This window comes from Rhodoplanes elegans (genome assembly GCF_016653355.1).
Classification (GTDB): Bacteria; Pseudomonadota; Alphaproteobacteria; order Rhizobiales; family Xanthobacteraceae; genus Rhodoplanes; species Rhodoplanes elegans.
This window is the reverse complement of the sequence record NZ_NHSK01000190.1, coordinates 1-20,947: the sequence shown is the minus strand read 5'-3', so window position 1 is coordinate 20,947 and position 20,947 is coordinate 1. Positions and strand designations below refer to the sequence as shown.

Sequence of the window (20,947 nt, the reverse complement as noted above, 5' to 3'; positions counted from 1 at the left end):
GTCTCCCCCGTCCCCGCCTCCACGATCATCGCCGAAGCCTTCGGCAGCGCCCTCTGCGGCCTCTCTCGCCGCGTCGGTTCCGCGTGCGGCGCTCCCGGCGCCCTGGTCGGTCCTGGGCCGGAGCGCCGTTCGGCTGCTCCTGCTCGGTCTCCTCGCCGTCGTCGTGACGGCCGCGCCGCCGGTGGCGGGCGCCCCGAAGCGGGCCGACGCGCAGGCGGCCGACCGCACCGCCTGCGCCGGCAAGGATCCGGACGCGTCGATCGCCGCCTGCAGTCGTCTCCTGGACGGCGTCGCGAACGCGCCGGTGAGCGAGCGCGCGATCTGGTTCAACAATCGCGGCGTGGCGCTCAACCAGAAAGGCCACCACGACCTCGCGATCCGCGATTTCGACGAGGCGATCCGGCTCGGCCACCGCGGCGCCTACGCGAATCGCGGGTTCGCCCATCGGCGCAAGGGCGACCTCGATCAGGCCGCGCGCGACTACGGCGAGGCGATCCGCCTCGATCCGAGTCGGCCGCAGGGCTACAACAATCTGGGCGTCGTCTATCGCCTGCGCGGCGAGCTCGATCGCGCCATCCGCGAGTACGACGAGGCGATCCGGCGCGATCCGAAGTACACGAGCGCCTACAACAATCGCGGCTTCGCCCTCGTGATGAAGGGCGAGACCGACCGCGCCATGCGGGATTTCGACCAGGCGATCACGCTCGATCCGGCCTATTCGAACGCCTATCGGCATCGCGCCGATGTCTTGGCGCGGCGTGGCGACATCCGCGGCGCGATGCGGGACTACGACAGCGCCATCCGGCTCGACCCGAAATACGCGGCCGCCTATCGGGGACGCGGCGAGCTGCTGGCGCGCATCGGCGATGTCGATCGTGCCCTAGCCGATCTCGACGAGGCGATCAGGTTCGATCCGGCCGATCCCGGCGCCTACACGGCCCGGGGGCAGGTGCTCGAGCAGAAGAACGAGTCGGCGCGCGCGCTCTCGGACTATCGGATCGCCGTGACGCTGCCGGAGTCGAGCGAGGCGAAGGCGGCGCGCGACAAGGCCCGTGACCGGATCGCCGCGCTGGCGGCGGCACCGCCCGTGGCGGCGCCGGCCGCCGTCACCTCGGCGGCTGCGCCCGCCACCGCAGCGATCGCGCCATCCGCGGCGCCGCAGAAGAGCATCGCGGCGCCGGCGTTCGCCCGCCGCGTCGCGCTGATCGTCGGCAACAGCGCCTATGTCCATGCGCCGCCGCTCGCCAATCCGGAGAACGACGCCGGCGACGTCGCCGCGGCGCTGCGCCGCATCGGCTTCGACGTCGTCGAAGGCCGCAACCTCGATCGCCGCGGCATGGACGACGCGGTGCGCAGCTTCGGCCGCAAGCTCGACGGGGCCGACCTGGCCGTCTTCTTTTATGCCGGGCACGGGCTCCAGGTCGCCGGAAAGAACTATCTGGTGCCGGTCGACGCGAAGCTCGAACGGCCGGGCGACCTCGCCCTCGACGCCGTCGACGTTTCGCTGGTGCTGGCCCAGATGGAGGCCGACAAGCGGGTCAATCTGGTGTTCCTCGACGCCTGCCGCGACAATCCGCTGTCGCGCAGCCTCGCCCGCTCGCTCGGCACCCGCTCGGCGAGCGTCGGCACCGGGCTCGCCTCGATCCAGAGTGCGCTCGGCACCATGATCGCCTACGCGACCCAGCCCGACAACGTCGCGCTCGACGGCGAGGGCCGCAACAGCCCGTTCACGACGGCGCTGCTCAAGCACATCGGCACGCCCGGCGTCGACATCGGCACGATCATGCGGCGGGTGCGGGCCGAGGTGGTGACGGCGACGCGCGAGAAGCAGGTGCCGTGGGATCACTCCTCGCTGATCGGAGACGTCGTTATGGTGCCGTGACGGACGGTTGCCGCGCCGGGGGCGCGATCAGACGAGCGCCAGCAGCGCGCCGGCACCGGCGCTGAGCAGCACCACGAGCCAGGGCGGCGTCTTCCAGGCGACAAGCAGCAGGAACGCCGCGGCGGCCAGCGCGACGTCGAGGCCGCCGTGAATCGCCGCCGTCCACACCGGATCATAGAGCGCGGCGAGCAGGATGCCGACCACGGCGGCGTTGACGCCGCGCAGCGTCGCCTGGGCGCTCGCGCGTCGCCGCAGCGCCTCCCAGAACGGCAGCACGCCGATCACCAGGAGGAACGACGGCAGGAAGATCGCGGCGAGGGCGATCGCGCCGCCGAGCCAGCCGTTCGGCGCAGGTCCGGCGACCGCGCCCAGATAGGCCGCGAAGGTGAACAGCGGACCCGGCACCGCCTGGGCCGCCCCGTAGCCGGCGAGAAACGCGTCGTTGCTCATCCAGCCGGGCGGCACCACGGCGGCCTGCAGCAGCGGCAGCACCACGTGGCCGCCGCCGAACACCAGCGAGCCGGCCCGGTAGAAGGCCTCGACCAGGGCGGCGAGGTGCGCGCCGGTCGTGCTCGCCAGCACGGGCAGTCCGGCGAGCAGCACAAAGAACAGGATCAGCGCGATCACGCCGGTGGTTCGGCCGATGGTCAGCGGCAGCGGCGCGTGATCCGACGCGGCGTCGCCGCGGGGCAGGAGGAGAAGTCCGGCGAGGCCGCCGATCACGATCGCGACGATCTGGCTGAACGCCGACGGCACCGCCAGCACGATCGTGGCGGCGATCACGGCGAGCGTGGCCCTCTCACGGTCGGGCGCGAGGGAGCGCAGCATGCCGAGCACGGCCTGCGCGACGACCGCGACGGCGGCGATCTTCAGCCCGTGCAGCCAGCCGGCGCCGCTCGGGTCACCGAGCGCCCGGATGCCGTAGGCGAAGGCGACGAGCGCGATCGCCGACGGCATCGTGAAGCCGATCCAGGCGGCGAGCGCGCCGGGAAAGCCCGCGCGCAAAAGTCCGACCGCGATGCCGACCTGACTGGAGGCCGGGCCGGGCAGGAACTGGCAGAGCGCGACGAGGTCCGCATAGGCGCGGTCGTCGAGCCAGCGCCGACGCTCGACGAACGCGGCGCGAAAATAGCCGAGATGCGCGATCGGCCCGCCGAACGAGGTGAGGCCGAGACGGAGGAAGACGAGCAGAACCTCGGCCGCGGTGCCGGGCCCGCTGCGGGTCCCGTCGTCCGCCTTCGCGTCGTCGCGGAGGGTCACGGTCTGATCAGGCGGTTTCGCAGCACGCCGATCTTCTCGATCTCCAGCTCGATCACGTCACCGGAGGAGAGGGTGCGGCCGAGCTCGTGGGCCGAGCCGGTGCCGACCGTGCCGGAGCCGATGATCTCGCCGGCATAGAGCGTCTCGCCGCGCGAGACGTATTGGATGATGTCCCAGAAGGTCCAGTGCATGTCGGCCGAGTTGCCGCCGCCCTGGCGTTCGCCGTTGAGGCGCACCTCCATGGCCAGCGCGTGCGGATCGCCGATCTCGTCGGGCGTCACGATCCACGGGCCGAACACGTTGCCGGTGTCGAAGTCCTTGCCCTTGGCGGGGCCGAGGCCGGCGCGCATCTCCTCGAACTGCACGTCGCGGGCGCTGAAGTCGTTGTAGATCGTGAAGCCGAACACGTGCGCGGGCGCGTCGGCCGCCGCGATGTCGCGGCCGGTCTTGCCGATCACGCAGGCGAGCTCGAGCTCGTAGTCCATCCACTCGGAGAAGGATGGCCAGATCACGTCCGCCTCGTGGCCGACCACGTTGAAGCGGTTGCATTTGTAGTAGACCGGATGCTCGTACCAGACGTCCGGCATCTTCTGCGGCCGGCCGGTGCGCTTCGCCACCTGGTCGCGGCTGTTCCTCACATGCGCCTCGAACGCCATGCCGTCGCGCAGCTGACGCGGGATCGGGATGGGGGCCAGAAGCTTGACGCCGTCGAGGTCGTCGACCGCCTCGCTCGGCCATTCGCGCACCAGCTCCTCGACCCGGGCGAGACCGGGCGCGGCCGCGTCGATCAACGACAGCATGTCGGCGAGGATCGGATCCTGGCGCTTGTGGACGATCTCGGCCGCGGTGGCGAGATCGAGCACGGCACGCTGCTCGACGTCGACGACGCCGAGGCGGGGGCGCTTGCGAAGGCCGATGAAGGTGGCGAGCTTCATGCGCGATGCGAGGTCCGCTGAAGGGGGCCGGGGACGGTGGGCAGCGTGGGCGCGGACGCTAGCACGTCCGCGTGACGGCCCGAAAGCATCAGGACACCATCGGCGCGCCGCGTCTTCGGGGCGTCGTTAAAAGTCATGATGAATTCGAACGATCGTGTCGCTGCAAGGCTGTACGGCGAAACGCATCTTACGCCGTTCGGCTGATCGGCTCGACCTTTGCCCTCTCACCGCTGGAGAGGCTCTGCATGAAGGCTCGGTCGTCCCGGGGCGGCGCGCAGCGCCGAGCCCGGGACCCATACGCCCTGACTCGCGTGAGCCATCGACACGGGGAGTATGGATCCCGGGCTCGCGAACCTTGCGGTTCGCGCCCCGGGATGACGGATCATGCAGCGCCCTCCGCAGAGGAGAGCTGAAGGCCGCGCCGTTGCTCCGCCTCCGCCTCAAGCGAGCAGCGCCGCCATGATGCGGTCGCGGCTGAGCGGAAGCGATCGGATGCGGGTGCCGAGGGCGCGCGCCACCGCGTTGCCGATCGCCGCGGCGGTCGGGCCCATGGCGGCCTCGCCGACGCCGAGCGGCGGGTCGCGGTCGTCGCCGACCAGCCGGATGTCGATCTCGGGGATCTGCGAGAAGCGCAGGATCGGATAGTCGTCCCACATCGCCGTCGCGACCTTGCCGTCGGCGAAGCGCAGCTCCTCGAACAGCGTCCAGCTCGCCGCCTGGATGATGCCGCCCTCGAGCTGGTTGACGGCGCCGTCCGGCGTGATCACGAGGCCGCAGTCGGCGGCGCCCCAGATCTTCACGAGCCGCACGCTCTCGTCGACCTCGACCTCGGCGGCGACCGCCATGTAGGCGGCGCGGTTCTTGTAACGTCCGAAGCCGAGCCCGAGCCCGCGTCCTTCGCCGACCGGTGCCGTGCCGGGCCAGCCGCACATCTCGGCCGCCGCCTCGATCACGCCACGCGCCCGCGGATCCGACATCAGCGCCAGCCGGTAGGCGACGGCGTCGGCACCGGCCGCCTCGGCGAGCTCGTCGATGAAGGACTCGATGGCGAAGATGTTGGCGAAGGCGCCGAGCCCGCGCAGCGAGGAGGTGCGCAGCGGGATCGGATCGACCGTGTGGTGGATCATCCGGTGGAACGGCAGGTCGTAGAGCGCGTGCGCGTTGCGGCTGGCGCCCCCGCCGGCGGCGTCGGGATTGTCGTTGCGCATCGCCGGCTGCGGCGGCGGGTTCGGCAGCGCCTCGCGGCTGCGCAGGCCGTGGTGGCCGTGCGAGCCGGGCCGGTTCGAGTGCACCGGGCTCGCGAGATCGATGGTCCAGCTCTTCGGAAGCCTGTTGGGCCGCCTCTCCGCATCGAGCACGGCGCGCATGCGGATCACCATGGCGGCACCCATCGGGGCGGCCAGAAACTCGTCCTCGCGGGTGAACAGCACCCGCACGGTGCGGCCGGGGTGTCGGGTGGCGAGGAACGCCGCATCGAAGGCGACGTCGTCGGCCGTGTTGTGGCCGTAGCAGCCGGCCGCCTGCCGGTGCAGCACCGTCACGGTCTCGGCCGGGCGATCGAGCGCGCGGGCGATCTGGGCGCGCAGCGCATAGGGATTCTGGGTGTGCGACCAGACGGTCAGGTGACCGGCCTCGTCGAGCCGGGAGAGGCCGCAGGACGGGCCGATCGAGCCGTAGGTCTGGAACGGCCGCCAGTAGGTCGCCTCGACGATCTCGCCGTCGTCGTCCGCGGGCGGCGTGCCGGTGTCGACGGTGCGCGAGCGGGCCGGCTGGGCGAGCAGCCAGTCCGGGCTGTTGGTGGTGTCGGGGAGCGGCGTCCCGCCCTCCCAGACGGCTTTTTCGCGTGCGACGAGCGCGGCGCGCTGGACGGCGTACTCACGCGCGCCCAGGATCGCAGCGAAGTCCCCGTCACGAAGAATCTCGATGGGCGTGCCCGCGGCCCGGCGGATCGCCGCCTCGTCGAGCGACGCCAGCCGGGCGTTCTGCCAGGGGCGATGGACCACGCGAGCATGCAGCAGGTCGTGCGCCGTCATGTCGTGGATGAAGCCGCGGCCTTCGATCTTGGCCGGCAGGTCGACGCGCGGCAGGTTTTGGCCGACCACGCGATAGCGGGTCGGCGACTTCGCGGGCGCTCCGCCGGTCGCCGGGCGGACGAGATCGACCTCGCCGGCGAGCGACCAGTAGTCGTGGCCGGTGTCCTGCCCGTCGCGGCGGATCCGCCCGTCCTCCATGTCGAGGGTCTCGGCCGATACGCCGAGCCGCTCGGCCCCGTGGGTGAGAAACAGCGCCCGCACCTCGGCGCAGGCGAGCCGGATCGCCGCGCCCGACATCGCGACCGAGGTGCTGCCGGCCGTCACGCCCTCGTTCGGTCCGGCGGATGTTTCTCCGGACACGGTTCTGATCCGGCTCGGATCGACGTCGAGTTCCTCGGCGGCGATCTGCACGAGCGCGGTGAGGATGCCCTGGCCGATCTCGACCTTGCCGGTGGAGACGCGGACCCGTCCCTCGGCCTCGAAGCCGACCCAGTCGGACAGCAGGGGATTGTCGAGGAGACTCTGCGGCAGCGTGTTCGGGATCATGCGCCGGCTCCCGCGGCGGCGTTCGCCGCCAGGACGGCGCCGGCGCGCTGGACGGCGCGGACGACCCGGTTATGGACGCCGCAGCGGCACAGGTGGCGATCGAGCGCGTCGAGGATCTCCGGCCGGGTCGGGCTCGGGTTGCGGGCCAGCAGCGCGGCGCCCGAGATCATGATCCCCGACAGGCAGTAGCCGCATTGGCCGGCCTGCTCGTCGAGCAGCGCCTGCTGTAGCGGGTGCAGCCCGCGGCCGCTGCCGAGTCCCTCGATCGTGACGACGCTGCGTCCGGCGAGCGAGCCGATTTCGCGCGAGCAGGAGTAGGCGGGCTCGCCGTCGATCAGCACCATGCAGGCGCCGCACTGCTCCTGGCCGCAGCCGAATCGGCTGCCGGTGAGGCCGAGCTCCTCGCGCAGCACGGCGAGCAGCGGGCGGGTCGGGTCGCCGGAGAGGCGGACCGGGGCGCCGTTGACGATCAAGGCGACTGCGGGGGCGTCGTCGGCCGATAGGGTCATGGCTGTTTCGATGGGGCGGGGGTTTTGGGGAAGGCTCGCGATTATAGACGCGGGCGACGGCGCGGCAATTGCGGCGGAGCGTCCGGTGCGGCCGGCTCGGGCCGGTGGCCCGGTCCGGTCGCCGAGGCTTTCGGCCTCCCCCGTCTTCTGCTACCGAGAGAGTCGCGCTTCCGCTCGACGGAAGCCGATCGTTTCGCGTTGGCGTTCGACGGCCCGGCTGGGCCTCGACGATGAGACGACGGAGTACCGTTGATGCGAGCACGTTCGATGCGAGCACGTTTGATTCGAGCACGTTTTGCTGGGGCTCTCGCGCTGGTTCTTTTGGTCGGCGGATGCGGCTTCCTCGATGCTCCGCAGAAGGGCGACCCCGGTCCTGCCGGCCCGCCCGGACCGCCCGGTCCGGCCGGCCCCGCGGGTCCTCCTGGACCGGCCGGCCGCGGCGCCGGTGGGCTGCGCTTCGCCGAGTTCACCTGCCAGCAGACCGCCTGCTCGGCCGCCTGCGAGCCGAACGAGCGGCTGGTCAACGCCTTCGCGGTCAACCCGGCCGGCACCTTCACGGTCGAGGACGACCGCAGTGTCGTCTACACGCCGCCGCGCCGCGGCCCGTCCGGCAAGCTGGTCCTGGTCTGCGTCGCCCCCTGACGGGCGGCGTAACGCCGTCCGCCGGGTGATGGCCATCGCCTGATCTGCCCTCACGCGAGGGCGAGGAGCGCCAGGGCGGCGACCGCCGCGGCGAGGCCGAGGCCCTTGCGGGGCGTCATCGCCTCGCCCTCCACGGCGATGCCGAGCAACGCCGCCGGCACGAACCCCATCTGGGCGATCGGCACGACGACGCTCGCCTGACCGGCCGAGAGTGCGTTCACCATCAGGAGGAAGGCCGCCGCCAGCACCACGGCGGTCGGCACCGCGTGCCGCCACAGGCCGGGCGGCCAGGCGAGCCCGCGCTCGATCGCCGCCGTCGACAGGACGGCGAGGCTCGCGAACACCATCGCCTGGGCGGCGACGAGCGTCGCCGGCGGGGCGCCGCCGACGCTGCCGAGCTTGTGGCAGAAATAGCCGACCCCGGCCGCGACGGTGGCGACCAGCACCTCGGCGAGCGAGCGGCCCGAGAGCCTGCGTGTGCCGGCGGGCGGCGCCCCGCCGAGAAGGAGCGGCACGGCGAGGAGCGCCAGCACGAGGCCGCCGAGCTTGGCCGCCGTGACCGGCTCGCCCAGCGTCGCGATCGCCAGCCCGACGGTGACGACGAAGCCGAGCCGGAACACCGGGCCGTTGACGCTCACCGGCCCGGTGCGCAGGCTGCGGGCGAACAGGAAGAAGCCGACGAACAGGAACAGGCCGGCGAGATTGCCCCACAGCGCGGCGCCGCCGACCGACAGCGTGCCGGTCGCCGCGGCGTAGAGGATCACCGACGGCGCGAACAGGCAGGCCTGCCCCATCAGGAACTGATGCGCCGCATAGCCGTCTCGGGCGGCGCGGCGGTAGATCCAGTCGCCGATCCCGAAGCAGACCAGCGCCCCGAAGGCACACGCGGTCGCGGCCGTCATCGCCGGCTTTCGCGCATCAGCTTTGCAGACAAAGCATACGGTGCCGCTTCGAGGCGCCGATCCCGCACCGCGGCAGGCGTTTCCGCCGTCTCTTCCCTTTGCAATTTCCAAATCCCTGTCGGATGATCGGCGCCCGCGACCGAACGGATCGCCAAACGCCGCGAACGCGGCGCCGGCACGGACGGCCGACCGCGGCTCCTCCCGGCGCTCGGAGAGGACGTGGACGCGCCGCCTCCCGCCGACATAACAACAGGAGGAACGAAACGCCATGCCGAGAGTGACTCGTCGTGCCTTCGTGGCCGCAACCGCCGCCGGAACCGCATCGGCCGTGATCGGGATGCCGGCGATCGCCCAAGCCGCGCCGTTCAAGATCGGTCTTCTCACGGTGAAGACCGGTCCGCTCGCGCAAGGGGGCATCCAGATGGAGCAGGGCATCTCGGTCCTGCTCAAGCAGCGCAACAACATGTTCGCCGGCCGCAAGGTCGAGCTGATCTCGGCCGACACGGGCGGCAATCCGGCCGGGGCCAAGACCAAGGCGTCCGAGCTGATCGAGCGCGACAATGTCGACGTGGTGCTCGGGCCGCTCGCCGCCTTCGAGCTGCTGGCGCTGAACGACTACATCCGCCAGAAGGGCACGCCGCTGATGAGCCTCGCGGCCGCCGAGGACGTGACCCAGCGCAGCACCAACCCGTTCATCATGCGCCCCTCGGCGACCTCGGCGCAGTGCTGCCACGTGCTCGGCGACTACGCCGCCAAGGAGCTGAAGTACAAGCGCGCCGCGACGATCTCCGAGGATTTCGCCTTCGGCTACGAGCAGATGTCCGGCTTCCAGCGGGTGTTCGAGGACAACGGCGGCAAGGTCGTCAAGAAGCTGTGGCCGCCGCTGGTGACGCCCGACTATACGCCCTACATCGCCCAGATCGGCAATGTCGACTGCGTCGCCAACGGCTTCGCCGGGTCGAACCCGGTCAAGTTCATGCGCGCCTACGCGGATCTCGGCATGAAGCGCATCCCGCTGCTCGCCGGCTGGACCGCCATGGACGACGCGCTCCTGAAGAGCCTCGGCGACGAGGCGGTCGGCGTCGTCTCGGCCGCCTGGTACTCGGCCTCGCTCGACAGTCCGGTCAACAAGCAGTTCGTCGCCGACATGGCGAAGGACTACAACGTGCTGCCGGGCGGCTACTCGGCCGGCATGTACATCGCCGGTCAGGTGGTGGAAGAGGCGCTGAAGAAGACCGGCGGCAAGTCGGACGACAAGAAGGCGTTCAACGAGGCGCTGCGCGGCGTCTCGCTCGCCGACACGCCGCGCGGGCCGGTGAAGTTCGACAAGTACGGCAACGTCGTCGGCGACGTGCACATCCGCCGTTGCGAGCGCAAGGGCGGGGCGCTCGTCAACACCATCGTCAAGACCTATCCGGACGTGAGCCAGTTCTGGACCTACGGCGACCAGGCCTTCCTGGCCAACCCGGTCTACGCGCGCGACTACCCGCCGGCGAAGAATCTGGAGTGAGCTCGTCCGAGCGTCCGTCCTCGTGGTGAGGAGGGGCGCACGGTCGTCGGGCACGACGCCCGCTCACCCTCTCCCCGCGTGCGGGGAGAGGGTGGCTCGCCGCGCAGCGGCCGAGCCGTGATCGGGCACAGCACCGGCTCTCCCTCTCCCCGCGTGCGGGGAGAGGTCGGGGTGAGGGGGCGCCTCCGTATCCACGCGACGCCCCCTCACCCGGACTTCGCGCCTGCCGGCGCAAAGTCCGACCTCTCCCCGCAGGCGGGGAGAGGTGACGACCCCAGCTCACGCATCGCCATCGTCAGTCGAGGTTGCTCGGAGTTCTGCATGAGTCTCTGGTTGACCCTCGCCGTGAACAGCTTCGCGCTCGGCGGGCTCCTGTTCCTGCTCTCGTCGGGCTTCTCGCTGATCTTCGGGCTGATGCGCATCCCCAACCTGATGCACGGCTCGTTCTTCATGCTCGGCGCCTATCTGGGCGTCACGTTCCTGGATCGCGGCGCCAACTTCTGGATCGCGGCGATCGGCGCGGGGCTGATCACGGCGCTGCTCGGCGGCCTGATCGAGCGGTTCCTGCTGCGCCGCCTGGAAGGGCAGGTGCTGCCGCAGGTGCTGCTCACGCTCGGCTTCGCCTTCATCATCGGCGACGTCTGCCTGATGATCTGGACGGGCGATCCCTGGCAGCCGTCCACGCCGGCGCATCTCGCCGGCGCCGTGCAGGTCGCCGGCCTGTTCTTCCCGCTCTACCGGCTGGTGATCCTGGCCGTCGCCGTCGTCGTCGCCGTCGCGCTGTGGATCATGGTCGACTGGACGCGGCTCGGCGCGATGATCCGGGCCGGCGTCGACGATCCGCCGATCGCCCGCGTCGTCGGCATCAAGGTGTCGCAGCTCTTCACCCTGATCTTCTCGCTCGGCGCCGCGCTCGCGGCGTTCGCGGGCGTGATGGGCGCGCCCTATCTCTCGGTCTATCCCGGCCTCGACTTCGAGATGCTGCCGCTCGCCCTGATCGTCGTGATCCTCGGCGGAACGGGAAGCCTGCTCGGCGCCCTGGTCGGCAGCTTCATCATCGGCTTTCTCTACAACTTCGGCCAGGCGATGTTCCCGGACCTCGCCTATGTGATCCTGTTCCTGCCGATGCTGCTCGTGCTCGTCCTGCGCCCGCAGGGCCTGTTCGGAAAGGTGGTGGCATGAGCGCGGCGTCCGGTCTCGTCGGGCCGCGCGCCGCGGCGATCGCCGTGGCGCTGCTGCTCCTCCTCACCTTGCCGGTCTGGATCGTCAACGCCTACTACGTCAACATCGCGAGCCAGATTCTGTTCTTCGCGGTGTTCGCGCTCGCTCTCAACGTGCTGGTGGGCTATGGCGGGCTCACCTCGCTCGGCCATGCCGGGCTGTTCGCGATGGCGGGGTACACGGCGGCGCTGCTGCTCGGCCGCGGCCACGGGCATCTGGTCGCCGACCTTGCAGCCCTCGCCGTCACGGTGCTCACCGCCGCCATCTATGCGGTGTTGTCGCTGCGGGCGACCGGCATCGGCTTCCTGATGATCACGCTGGCGATCGGCCAGATCCTGTGGGGCATCGCCTATCGTTGGGCGAGCCTCACCAACGGCGACAACGGCATCAACGTCGCGACGCGGCCGGCTCCGTTCGGCCTGAGCCTCTCGGGTGCCGACGGCTTCTACTATCTCTGCCTCGCCGTGTTTCTCGCCTGCGTCGTCACCATGGCCGTGGTGGTGCGCTCGCCCTTCGGAGCGAGCCTGCGCGGCACCCGCGACCAGGAACGGCGCATGTCCGCGCTCGGCTACAACGTCTGGCTGATCCGCTTCTTTGCGTTCCTGCTCTCCGGCTTCTGGTCGGGCGTCGCCGGGCTCCTGTTCCTCTACTACAACCAGTTCATCAGCCCGCAGGTGGTGGCGCTCACCACCTCGGCCGAGGCGCTCCTGATGGTGATCGCCGGCGGCACCGCGACGCTGCTCGGCCCGATCGTCGGCGCCGCCATCGTGGTGATCATGAAGAACGTGGTCAGCGCCTATATCGTGCGCTGGAACATGGTGCTCGGCATCATCTTCATCCTGATCATCAGCTTCATGCCGGACGGGCTGGTGCCCGGCACGGCACGGTTTTGGGCGTGGGCGCGCCATCGCCTGCGCCACGGCAAGCCGAAGCCGCAGGCCGTCGAGACCGCCGCGCCGGCCGCCACGAAGGAGGGCGGGGCATGATCGCGCTCGAGGTCAAGGAGCTGAGGAAGTCGTTCGGCGGCCTCTACGTGACGCGCCGGGTGAACCTCGCAGTCGCGGCCGGCGAGCGCCGCCTGATCATCGGCCCGAACGGCGCCGGCAAGACCACGCTGTTCAATCTCGTCACCGGCGAGATCACGCCGGACTCGGGCTCCATTTCGTTGTTCGGCGAGACCATCACCAGGACGCCGGTGCGTGAGCGCGCCCATCGCGGCATGGCGCGCACCTATCAGATCATCACGCTGTTCGGCCGCGACACGCTACGTCGCAACGTCATGCTGGCGCTGCTCGGCCTCTCGAAGCGGCGCTGGAACCCGTTCATCGCCTTCGAGCGCCAGCGCGACCTGGTCGACAAGGCCGAGGCGGCGCTCGCCATGGTCGGCCTCGCCCATCTCGCCGACCGGCCGCTCGCCGAGACCTCCTACGGCGAGCGCCGCCGCGTCGAGATCGCCATGGCGCTTGCCCAGAAGCCGCGCGTGCTCCTCCTCGACGAGCCCTTCGCCGGCCTGTCGATCGACGAGCGCCAGGACGTCCACAAACTGCTGATGGCGGTGCCGCGCGACGTCACCATGGTGATGATCGAGCACAACATGGACGTCGCGCTGGAGTTCGCCGAGAAGATCACGCTCCTCAATTTCGGCGAGGTGATCGTCGAGGGCACGCGCGCCGAGGTGGTCGCCGATCCGCGCACCCGGGAGGTCTATCTTGGCCACTGACGCACTCGCGCTCGCCGGCGTCGACGCCTATTACGGCGACAGCTGGATCCTGCAGGGCGTGTCGTTCCGGCTCGGCGAGGGGCGGCTGCTCGGCCTGCTCGGCCGCAACGGCGCCGGCAAGACCACCTGCATGAACGTCGCGGTCGGGCTGCTGCCACCGCGCCGCGGCAGCGTGCGGGTGTTCGGCGACGAGACCTCGCGGCTCGCGCCGGAGCAGATCGCGCTGCGCGGCGTCGCGCTGGTGCCGCAGGGCCGCCGCGTCTTCCGCAGCCTGAGCGTGCGCGAGAACCTCGTCGTGGCGGCGCGAAAGCCGGTCGGTGGTGGGGCGGCGGCGTGGTCGCTCGACACCGTCTACGCGATGTTCCCGCGGCTCGACGAGCGCAAGCACCAGATGGCGGCGCATCTGTCGGGCGGCGAGCAGCAGATGCTGGCGATCGGCCGCGCCCTGATGTCGAACCCGCGCGTCCTCCTGATGGACGAGCCGTCCGAGGGGCTGGCGCCGCAGATCGTCGCCGACGTGATGGCGACGGTGCGCAAGCTCAAGGAGAGCGGCCTCTCCATCGTGCTGGTGGAGCAGAACCCCAAGCTGGTCTTCGATGTCGCCGACGACATCGTCATCCTCGACACCGGCCGCGTCGCCGTCGCCGCCACCACGGCTGAGGTCGAGCACGGCGTCGATCTCGGCCAGCATCTCGGGGTGTTTTGAGGACGGCGGGGCGTTCCACTCCGCCCTCACCCTGAGGAGCGGCCGCAGGCCGCGTCTCGAAGGGCGAGGGCGGGCACCGCAGTGTCAGGTGGCCGCATGGTTCGAGACGCGCTCCTGCGGAGCGCTCCTCACCATGAGGATGGAGTCCGTCGACCTCGGCGGCGGGGTGACTGGTGTCACTCCTCCGTGTCCGCCAGCAGGGCGGCGTTGCCGCCGATCGCGGCCGTGTTGATCGTGACGGTCTGCTCGACGGCGAAGCGGCGCACGTAATCGGGGCCGCCGGCCTTGGGGCCTGTGCCGGACAGGCCGCTGCCGCCGAACGGCTGGGTGCCGACCACGGCGCCGATCATGTTGCGGTTGACGTAGACGTTGCCGTGGCCGAGCCGGGCGATCGCGCGCTCGGCCGTCGCGCCGATGCGCGAGTGAATCCCCAGCGTCAGCCGGGTGCCGTTGCGGGCGATGTCCTCCAGCAGGTCGTCGAAGCCGTCGGCGCGCCAGCGCACGACGTGCAGGACGGGTCCGAACACCTCCTCGCGCAGATCGCTCGCCCGGTCGAGCGCGATCACGGCGGGCGGCACGAAGGTGCCGCGATCCGGCAACGGCCGATCCTCGTCGGCGCGCCACAGGACGCGGCCTTGCTCCTCGGCCCGGTCGAGCCAGGCGAGAAGGCGGTCCTGCGCATCGGCATCGATCACCGGGCCGACATGGGTCGCGGGGCTGCGCGGGTCGCCGATCGCCAGCTCCTTCGCGGCACCGACCAGCATCGTGATCACGGGCTCGGCGACGTCCTCCTGGACGCACAGGAGCCGCAGCGCCGAGCAGCGCTGGCCGGCGGAGCGGAACGCCGACGTGATCACGTCGTCGACGAGCTGCTCGGGCAGGGCGGTGGCGTCGGCGATCATCGCGTTGATGCCGCCGGTCTCGGCGATCAGCGGCACCAGTGGCCCGTCGCGGGCGGCCAGATCCTGGGCGATCGACCGCGCCACCGCGGTCGATCCCGTGAAGGCGACGCCGGCGAGCCGCGCATCGGCGACCATCAGTGCGCCGACGTCGCCGTCGCCGGGCAGCAGATGCAAGGCGGTCAGCGGGATCCCGGCGGCGTGCAGGAGCCGCACGGCATGCGCGGCAACGAGCGGCGTCTGCTCGGCCGGCTTCGCCACCACGGCGTTGCCGGCGACGAGCGCCGCGGCGACCTGACCGGTGAAGATCGCCAGCGGAAAGTTCCACGGGCTGATGCAGGCGACCACGCCGCGCCCGCGCCGGCGCAGAACGTTCGACTCGCCGGTCGGGCCGGGCAGCGGCTCGGGCGAGAGCGTCCGACGAGCTTCCAGCGCGTAGTAGCGGCACAGATCCACGGCCTCGCGGAGCTCGGCGAGCGCGTCGTCGAGGGTCTTGCCGCCTTCGGCCTGGAGGAGGGCGATCAGCGGCCCGCGGTCCTCTTCGATCAGGTCGGCGGCGCGCAGGAGCGCCGCCGCCCGCGTCTGCAGCGCCGTCGCGTCCCAGCCCGCAAAGCCGGCGGCCGCCGCCGCCATGGCGGCCGTGACGATCGCTGCGTCGGCCTCGGTGACCCGGCCCACCACCGCGCCGTCGATCGGCGAGACCACGTCGCGGACATGGCCGGGCAGGGCGACGCCGTCCACCAGCGGGGCCGCCACCAGCGGCGGCGCGTCGCGCGCGTCGGGCAGCCGCGAAGCGGCGACCACCGCCGCCAGGCTCTCGGCATGGCCGAGCTCGATCCCCTCGCCGGCGCGCCGCCCCGGATGGATGTCGCAGGGCCGCGGCAGCCGCGGGTTTCGCGCCTGCGCGGCGCTGCCGATGATCTCGGACGGGCGCTTCAGAACGGTGGCGAGCGGCACGGCCGGGTCGGCGGCCTGCGACACGAAGGACGAGTTGGCGCCGTTCTCCAGGAGCCGCCGCACCAGATAGGCGAGCAGGTCGCGGTGGACGCCGACCGGGGCGTAGACCCGGCAGGCGGCGGCGGGCTCGTCGGCGAGCAGCCGCTCGTAGAGCGCCTCGCCCATGCCGTGCAGGCGCTGGAACTCGTAGCCCTCGGTGCCGCCGGCGATCTCGATCACGCTGGCGATCGTCAGGGCATTGTGGGTGGCGAACTGCGGGGACAGATGCGGCCGTGCCGCCAACAGGGCCCGCGCGCCGTCCAGATAGGCGAGGTCGGTCATCGCCTTGCGGGTGAAGACGGGATAGTCGGCGAGGCCGCGCTCCTGCGCGCGCTTGATCTCGGTGTCCCAATAGGCGCCCTTCACCAGCCGCACCGGGATGTGAGTGCCGCGCGCGCGGGCGAGGTCGACGAGCCAGGCGATCACGGCGCCGGCGCGCTTCTGATACGCCTGTACGGCGAGCCCGAGCCCGCCCCAGCCGGCGAGGTCCGGCTCCGCCAGCAGCCGCTCGTACAGGTCGAGCGACAGCTCCAGCCGGTCGGCCTCCTCGGCGTCGATGGTGATCCCGATGCCGTGCGCGCGCGCCGCGCAGGCGAGGTCGCGCAGCCGCGGGCCGAGCTCGGCCGTCACCCGGTCCCGCGACACCGCCTCGTAGCGCGGATGCAGGGCGGAGAGCTTGACCGAGAGGCTCGGCCGGTTGGCGTCCCGTGCCGCCGTGGGACCCGAGCGGCCGCCCATCGCGGCGAGCGCGGCGGCGTAGCTCGCGGCGTAGCGCTCCGCGTCGGCGGCCGTGCGGGCGCCTTCGCCGAGCATGTCGAACGACCAGCGCAGCCGCGGCTGCCGCTCGGCCCGGTGGACCGCCTCGCCGATTGTCTCGGCGAACACGAAGTGGGTTCCCAGGAGCCGGATCGCCTGGCGGACCGCGGCCCGCACGGCCGGGCGGCCGAGCCGGGCGACCAGCGGTGCGACGAGACCGTGCGGCGTCTCCTCGGAGGCGACCACGCGGGCCGACAGTCCGAGCGCGGTCGCGGCGACGGAGCCGACCAGGGTGCCGGAGCGGCCGGCGTGGTGGACGAAGTCGGCGGCGCGCAGCCGGTCCTCGATCAGCCGGTCGGCCGTGGCGTCGTCCGGCACCCGCAGCAGCGCCTCGGCGAGCACCATCAGGGCGAGGCCCTCGCGGGTGGAGAGGGCGTACTCGCGCAGCAGGTCGTCGATGCCGCCGATGCCGCTCGGCCGGGTGCGCACCGCCTCGACCAGGCGGGTCGCCCGCGCCTCGATCCGCGCTTCGGCGGCGGGATCGAAGTGCGCGCCGGCCAGGATGCGTTCGGCAATCGGCTCGTCCGGGGGCGCCAGCGGTGCCCGGAACGGCCCCGGGCCGGATGGCGGGTGCGACGTCGGCACGGCCGCCTCCTGCGTGGTCATGGTGACCTCCTCGCCCCGGGCTCGTGCATCCGCTGACGACGATGAACGGCGGTCGTCGCCGCTGCGACACAGTGTCGGGCCGCCGGACCGCGACGGGACACGAAATCGCGCGCCAGATCAGCGACCTTGTGGCATCGTCGCGACGGCCGACGGTGTTTCGCGGCGCGGTACGGCGTTCGGCCGTTCGGCGGCTGCGAACCCGGTGCCGGATGCGAGACTGGAACAAGGGCAAGAACAATGCGCATGGGCAGGCTCCTGCGGCGCCTCCTGCTGCTGCCGGCGACGGCCGTCGTGGTCGTGCTGGCGGCGGCCACGATCCTCGCGTGTCCGGCGGCCGCCCAGCCCTACGTCAAGTTCACGCTCGACGGCCGCATCGACAGCCGCGCCGCGCCGTTCCTGCTCGCCCTCGACCGCGGCTGGCTGAAGGCCGAGGGCCTCGACGTCTCGATCGACCCGGCGACGTCGCCCCAGGAGGCGCTCACGCGCGTCGCCACCGGCACCTACGACCTCGCCCTCGTCGACATCAACGCGCTGATCAAGTTCCGCGACCAGACGCCCGCCGCCGCCATGCCGGCCGTGTTCATGGTGGAGAACCGGCTGCCCTTCGCGGTGCTGGCGCGTCGCGGCCGCGGCATCGTCGGCCCGAAGGAGCTCGACGGCAAGCGCCTCGGCGCCTCCACGGCGGACGGCTCGGTCACCTATCTACAGGTGTTCGCCAAGCTGAACGGCATCGACCCGGCCCGCCTGCGGCTGGAGACCGTCGCCCTGCCGGTGCGCGAGCCGATGCTGGCCTCCGGCCAGGTCGACGCCATCGCGGCGCGCACCGCCACCGTGGTCGACCTGCGGGCCCGCGGCGTGCCGGCCGAGGACATCGTGGTGCTGCCGATGGCGGACTACGGCGTCGCCCTCTACGGCCAGGCGATCGTCGCCAGCGCGCGCATGGTGGCCGAGCGGGGCGCCGCGCTGCGGTCCTTCCTGCGGGCCGCCGCGCGCGGCCTCGAGGAGACGGCCCGCGACCCCGCCAAGGCGATCGACGTGGTCGTCCAGCGGACCGACCCGACCCTGCGGGCGCGCGAGCTGGCGAAGCTGGAGATCGACCTCGCCGGCAGCCTGGTGACGCCGGAGGTGCGCGAGAACGGCTTCGGGGCGGTCGACATGGCGCGGCTCGGCCGCGCCATCGATCAGCTCGCGCTGGGCACCGAGCTGCGCGTAAAGCCGAAGCCGACCGATGTGTTCGATCCGTCCTTCCTGCCGCCGCTCGACGAGCGACTTCCCCCCGGCGGCGCGGCGCGCTGACAGCTAAAAACGGCGAGGCCCGGGGCGCTCGTGCGCTCCGGGCCTCTTGTATTCTGGGCCTCGTGAAGTCCGAGGCTCTCGCGGGCGCCGTGTCAGGCCACCGACTGCATTCCGGAGCGTGCGGCCGCCCGCAGGTCGGGCGTGCGCGCCTCGACGGCGCGGCCGTCGCCGCCCGCCTTGATGGCGCCGCGCGGCCGCAGCGTCTCGGCCAGCACGGCGACGAGATCGTCGCGCACGACCGGGTCGGCGTCGGTCCCGGTGCAGATGCTGCAGGCGACGTCGGCCAGCGCCGGCAGGTCCGGGTCGTCGCAGATCGAGCCGGCGTCGGCGAGCGTCCGCGTCATCGCGCTGACGCCGAGCCCCGCCGCGACGGCGCGTCGCAGCTCGTCGATGTGACCGGCCGTGAAGACGATGTCGAAGCTGCGCCCGGCATTCTCCAGCGCGGCGACCATGTGGCGGTGGAACATGCAGGTCTCGCCGCGGCTGACCAGCGGCAGCGGCTTGCCGGGATCGAGCCCGAGCGGCCCGCGCGTCCACACCAGATCCTCGCGCCAGTGATGGCTCGCCATCTCGTGCGGGTGCGGGCTCGTCATCGCGACGACGACGTCGATCTCGCCGTGCTCGAAATCCTGCAGGAGCGTGGCGCTGCAGCCGGTCTTCATGTGCAGCCGCACGTCGGGCCAGCGCGCCCGGAACGCCGCCAGGCTCTGCCACAGCGGCAGCCCGACGAAGTCGCCGGGCAGGCCGAAGCGCAGGAGGCGGCCGCGGCCGCTGCCGTGCGCGAGCGACACGATCTGGTCGTTGATGGCGAGCAGCTTGCGCGCCTGGCCGACGACGTTGCTGCCCTTCTCGGTGAGGCTCACGCCGGGCGCACTCTTGTCGAGCAGATCGAAGCCGAGCAGGAACTGCAGCCGCTTGATCTGCGCGCTGACCGCGGGCTGGGTGACACCGAGCTTCTGGGCCGCCTTGGTGAAGCTGCGCAGATCGACGACCGTCAGCAGCGTGCGCAATAGCTCGGTCGGAATATTCGTCATCGAAAAACCCGCTGGTGCCCTGGTGCAGTGCGCTCGATCGGCCTTGCTCCTGGCTCGATCCGGTCAGCGTGCCAAATCTCGCGGACAATCAATTTGATCTAGGTCAGTTCGCGCGCTGCGGTGCGGGATTTTCAGCGTGGCAAAGCGCCTCGTGACGGTGGTGCCGCGGTAGTCGATTCTCGTCGGGGTGTGGGCTCGCGACGCGTGTTTCTCGCGGGCCGTCGAAACCGTCCCATGTCGCGCGCCGGATGTGCGCCGGCGGACTCGCGACGGGCGGCCACCGGCGCGGTCGAACTTTGGACGCTTTCCTCCGGCTTGGCTGTCGCTCGCCTCCGGTCGGGGAGGGGTCTTTTGCGTTCGCGCAGCCGATCGGATTACACTGTCACGCCCGAGACCGGGATCCGGGCGCGAATTCCTCACTACGGGGCTGGTCATCCGATGCGCGTGTCGTCTCCGCTCGTCGTTCTCCCGGCCGCCGTGGGCCTCGCGCTCGCGGTCGCCACCGCCGATGCGCGTGCCGCCGGAGAGGCGCTGCTGCTCGTCGAGGCCGACACCGGCAAGGTGCTGAAGGCCGAGAACGCCACGCATCCGTGGTATCCGGCCTCGGTCACCAAGCTGATGACCGCCTACGTGACGCTGCGTGCCGTGAAGGAAGGCCGAATCACCCTCGACTCGGTGTTCACCGTGTCGCCGAACGCGGTCGCCCAGCAGCCGACCAAGATGGGTTTCGCCACCGGCACCCAGGTCACGGTCGACAACGCCCTCAAGATGATGATGGTCAAGTCGGCCAACGACATCGCCGTGGTCCTGGCGGAAGGCGTGTCGGGCTCGGTCGAGGCCTTCGCCGACGAGATGAACGCCGCCTCGGCGCGGCTCGGCATGACCCAGTCGAGCTGGGTCAATCCCAACGGCCTGCCGGCCGACGGGCAGATCACCTCGGCGCGCGACATGGCGATCCTGGCCCGCGCGGTGCTGCGCGAGTTCCCCGAGTACGAGGGCTACTGGGGCATCCCGGCGATCCGCTTCGGCAAGCGCATCATCCGCAACACCAACTCGCTGCTCGTCCGCTATCCGGGCGTCGACGGCATGAAGACCGGCTTCATCTGCGCCTCGGGCTTCAACGTGGTCGCCACCGCGACGCGCGACGACCGCCGGCTGATCGCCGTGGTGTTCGGGGCGCGGTCGTCGGCGGTGCGGGCCGCCAAGGCGGCCTTCCTGTTCGAGAACGCCTTCACCAACACCGGGCTCGGCTGGTTGGCGCCGTCCTACGGCAACGTCGCGTCGCTGGCGCCGATCGCGGCCGAGCCACCGAACCTGCGCGAGGAGATGTGCGGCAAGCACCGCCGCCGTCCGGCTGCCGAGGACGCCGACGACGAGGAGATCGCCGGCGTGCCGGGCAGCTCCGGAACCGGCGAGCCCGGCGGCGTGCAGGGC

The 20,947-nt window shown here is 71.6% G+C and carries 16 protein-coding genes; 9 read left to right on the top strand and 7 right to left on the bottom strand.

Going from position 1 to position 20,947, the window contains the following annotated elements:
* Positions 1 to 163: 163 nt before the first annotated feature.
* Entirely contained in the window at positions 164 to 1,882 is a 1,719-nt protein-coding gene (locus tag CCR97_RS22820) for a caspase family protein (RefSeq protein ID WP_170145868.1), read from the top strand.
* A 27-nt stretch (positions 1,883 to 1,909) separates the two neighbouring features.
* On the opposite strand, the gene chrA is transcribed toward CCR97_RS22820, so the two are convergent.
* From chrA to CCR97_RS22800, 4 genes are all read right to left on the bottom strand, one after another.
* Positions 1,910 to 3,142, bottom strand: coding sequence for a chromate efflux transporter (gene chrA / locus CCR97_RS22815; protein WP_111357695.1), 1,233 nt, complete (start codon positions 3,140 to 3,142; stop codon positions 1,910 to 1,912).
* Positions 3,139 to 4,077, bottom strand: coding sequence for a fumarylacetoacetate hydrolase family protein (locus tag CCR97_RS22810; RefSeq protein WP_111357696.1), 939 nt, complete (start codon positions 4,075 to 4,077; stop codon positions 3,139 to 3,141). The genes chrA and CCR97_RS22810 overlap by 4 nt, the downstream gene beginning before the upstream one ends.
* A 440-nt stretch (positions 4,078 to 4,517) precedes the next feature.
* Positions 4,518 to 6,656 carry a xanthine dehydrogenase family protein molybdopterin-binding subunit gene (locus tag CCR97_RS22805; protein ID WP_111359357.1) on the bottom strand — a complete coding sequence of 713 codons (2,139 nt, stop codon included), beginning with the start codon at positions 6,654 to 6,656 and terminating at the stop codon, positions 4,518 to 4,520.
* Positions 6,653 to 7,165 (bottom strand): (2Fe-2S)-binding protein, encoded by a 513-nt coding sequence (locus CCR97_RS22800; RefSeq protein ID WP_111359358.1) that lies wholly within the window; start codon positions 7,163 to 7,165, stop codon positions 6,653 to 6,655. Before CCR97_RS22800 ends, CCR97_RS22805 begins: the two co-directional genes overlap by 4 nt.
* 267 nt (positions 7,166 to 7,432) lie before the next feature.
* Here CCR97_RS22800 and CCR97_RS22795 point away from each other — a divergent pair, with 267 nt between their 5' ends.
* Positions 7,433 to 7,807: a hypothetical protein gene (locus CCR97_RS22795; RefSeq protein WP_170145991.1), complete on the top strand. Its 375-nt coding sequence runs from the start codon at positions 7,433 to 7,435 to the stop codon at positions 7,805 to 7,807.
* Between the two features lie 50 nt (positions 7,808 to 7,857).
* Here CCR97_RS22795 and CCR97_RS22790 read toward each other — a convergent pair whose 3' ends face one another.
* Positions 7,858 to 8,709, bottom strand: a complete 852-nt coding sequence (locus CCR97_RS22790) for an EamA family transporter (RefSeq protein ID WP_146618875.1) — start codon at positions 8,707 to 8,709, stop codon at positions 7,858 to 7,860.
* A 268-nt stretch (positions 8,710 to 8,977) separates the two neighbouring features.
* Between CCR97_RS22790 and CCR97_RS22785 the strand changes: the two genes are divergently transcribed.
* The 5 genes from CCR97_RS22785 (at position 8,978) to CCR97_RS22765 (ending at position 13,866) form a co-directional block, all read left to right on the top strand.
* Positions 8,978 to 10,219, top strand: coding sequence for an ABC transporter substrate-binding protein (locus CCR97_RS22785; protein WP_207199558.1), 1,242 nt, complete (start codon positions 8,978 to 8,980; stop codon positions 10,217 to 10,219).
* 321 nt (positions 10,220 to 10,540) lie between these two features.
* Positions 10,541 to 11,401, top strand: a complete 861-nt coding sequence (locus CCR97_RS22780; RefSeq protein WP_111358654.1) for a branched-chain amino acid ABC transporter permease — start codon at positions 10,541 to 10,543, stop codon at positions 11,399 to 11,401.
* Positions 11,398 to 12,426 (top strand): branched-chain amino acid ABC transporter permease, encoded by a 1,029-nt coding sequence (locus CCR97_RS22775; protein WP_201159883.1) that lies wholly within the window; start codon positions 11,398 to 11,400, stop codon positions 12,424 to 12,426. Before CCR97_RS22780 ends, CCR97_RS22775 begins: the two co-directional genes overlap by 4 nt.
* Positions 12,423 to 13,160 (top strand): ABC transporter ATP-binding protein, encoded by a 738-nt coding sequence (locus tag CCR97_RS22770; protein ID WP_111358653.1) that lies wholly within the window; start codon positions 12,423 to 12,425, stop codon positions 13,158 to 13,160. Before CCR97_RS22775 ends, CCR97_RS22770 begins: the two co-directional genes overlap by 4 nt.
* Positions 13,150 to 13,866 (top strand): ABC transporter ATP-binding protein, encoded by a 717-nt coding sequence (locus CCR97_RS22765; RefSeq protein WP_207199557.1) that lies wholly within the window; start codon positions 13,150 to 13,152, stop codon positions 13,864 to 13,866. Before CCR97_RS22770 ends, CCR97_RS22765 begins: the two co-directional genes overlap by 11 nt.
* A 176-nt stretch (positions 13,867 to 14,042) precedes the next feature.
* Here the strand turns inward: CCR97_RS22765 and putA are convergent, their stop codons facing one another.
* Positions 14,043 to 17,183: a bifunctional proline dehydrogenase/L-glutamate gamma-semialdehyde dehydrogenase PutA gene (putA, locus tag CCR97_RS22760; RefSeq protein ID WP_111358651.1), complete on the bottom strand. Its 3,141-nt coding sequence runs from the start codon at positions 17,181 to 17,183 to the stop codon at positions 14,043 to 14,045.
* Positions 17,184 to 17,426: 243 nt separating this feature from the next.
* On the opposite strand from putA, the gene CCR97_RS22755 reads away from it, so the two are divergent.
* On the top strand, positions 17,427 to 18,479 hold the full coding sequence (locus CCR97_RS22755; RefSeq protein ID WP_170145948.1) for an ABC transporter substrate-binding protein: 1,053 nt from the start codon (positions 17,427 to 17,429) through the stop codon (positions 18,477 to 18,479).
* A gap of 92 nt (positions 18,480 to 18,571) precedes the next feature.
* Here CCR97_RS22755 and CCR97_RS22750 read toward each other — a convergent pair whose 3' ends face one another.
* A complete protein-coding gene (locus tag CCR97_RS22750; protein WP_201159882.1) occupies positions 18,572 to 19,513 on the bottom strand; it encodes a LysR family transcriptional regulator in 942 nt (313 codons plus the stop codon).
* Positions 19,514 to 19,951: 438 nt separating this feature from the next.
* Here CCR97_RS22750 and CCR97_RS22745 point away from each other — a divergent pair.
* The coding region (locus tag CCR97_RS22745; RefSeq protein ID WP_201159881.1) for a D-alanyl-D-alanine carboxypeptidase family protein at positions 19,952 to 20,947 on the top strand (996 nt) is incomplete at its 3' end.

Coding starts and splice junctions, on each gene's coding strand:
- CCR97_RS22800 (WP_111359358.1), bottom strand. CDS start 7,165: ATGACCCTATCGGCCGACGACGCCCCCGCAGTCGCCTTGATCGTCAAC.
- putA (WP_111358651.1), bottom strand. CDS start 17,183: ATGACCACGCAGGAGGCGGCCGTGCCGACGTCGCACCCGCCATCCGGC.
- CCR97_RS22780 (WP_111358654.1), top strand. CDS start 10,541: ATGAGTCTCTGGTTGACCCTCGCCGTGAACAGCTTCGCGCTCGGCGGG.
- CCR97_RS22770 (WP_111358653.1), top strand. CDS start 12,423: ATGATCGCGCTCGAGGTCAAGGAGCTGAGGAAGTCGTTCGGCGGCCTC.
- CCR97_RS22750 (WP_201159882.1), bottom strand. CDS start 19,513: ATGACGAATATTCCGACCGAGCTATTGCGCACGCTGCTGACGGTCGTC.
- CCR97_RS22755 (WP_170145948.1), top strand. CDS start 17,427: ATGGGCAGGCTCCTGCGGCGCCTCCTGCTGCTGCCGGCGACGGCCGTC.
- CCR97_RS22775 (WP_201159883.1), top strand. CDS start 11,398: ATGAGCGCGGCGTCCGGTCTCGTCGGGCCGCGCGCCGCGGCGATCGCC.
- CCR97_RS22795 (WP_170145991.1), top strand. CDS start 7,433: ATGCGAGCACGTTTGATTCGAGCACGTTTTGCTGGGGCTCTCGCGCTG.
- CCR97_RS22785 (WP_207199558.1), top strand. CDS start 8,978: ATGCCGAGAGTGACTCGTCGTGCCTTCGTGGCCGCAACCGCCGCCGGA.
- CCR97_RS22790 (WP_146618875.1), bottom strand. CDS start 8,709: ATGACGGCCGCGACCGCGTGTGCCTTCGGGGCGCTGGTCTGCTTCGGG.
- CCR97_RS22805 (WP_111359357.1), bottom strand. CDS start 6,656: ATGATCCCGAACACGCTGCCGCAGAGTCTCCTCGACAATCCCCTGCTG.
- CCR97_RS22810 (WP_111357696.1), bottom strand. CDS start 4,077: ATGAAGCTCGCCACCTTCATCGGCCTTCGCAAGCGCCCCCGCCTCGGC.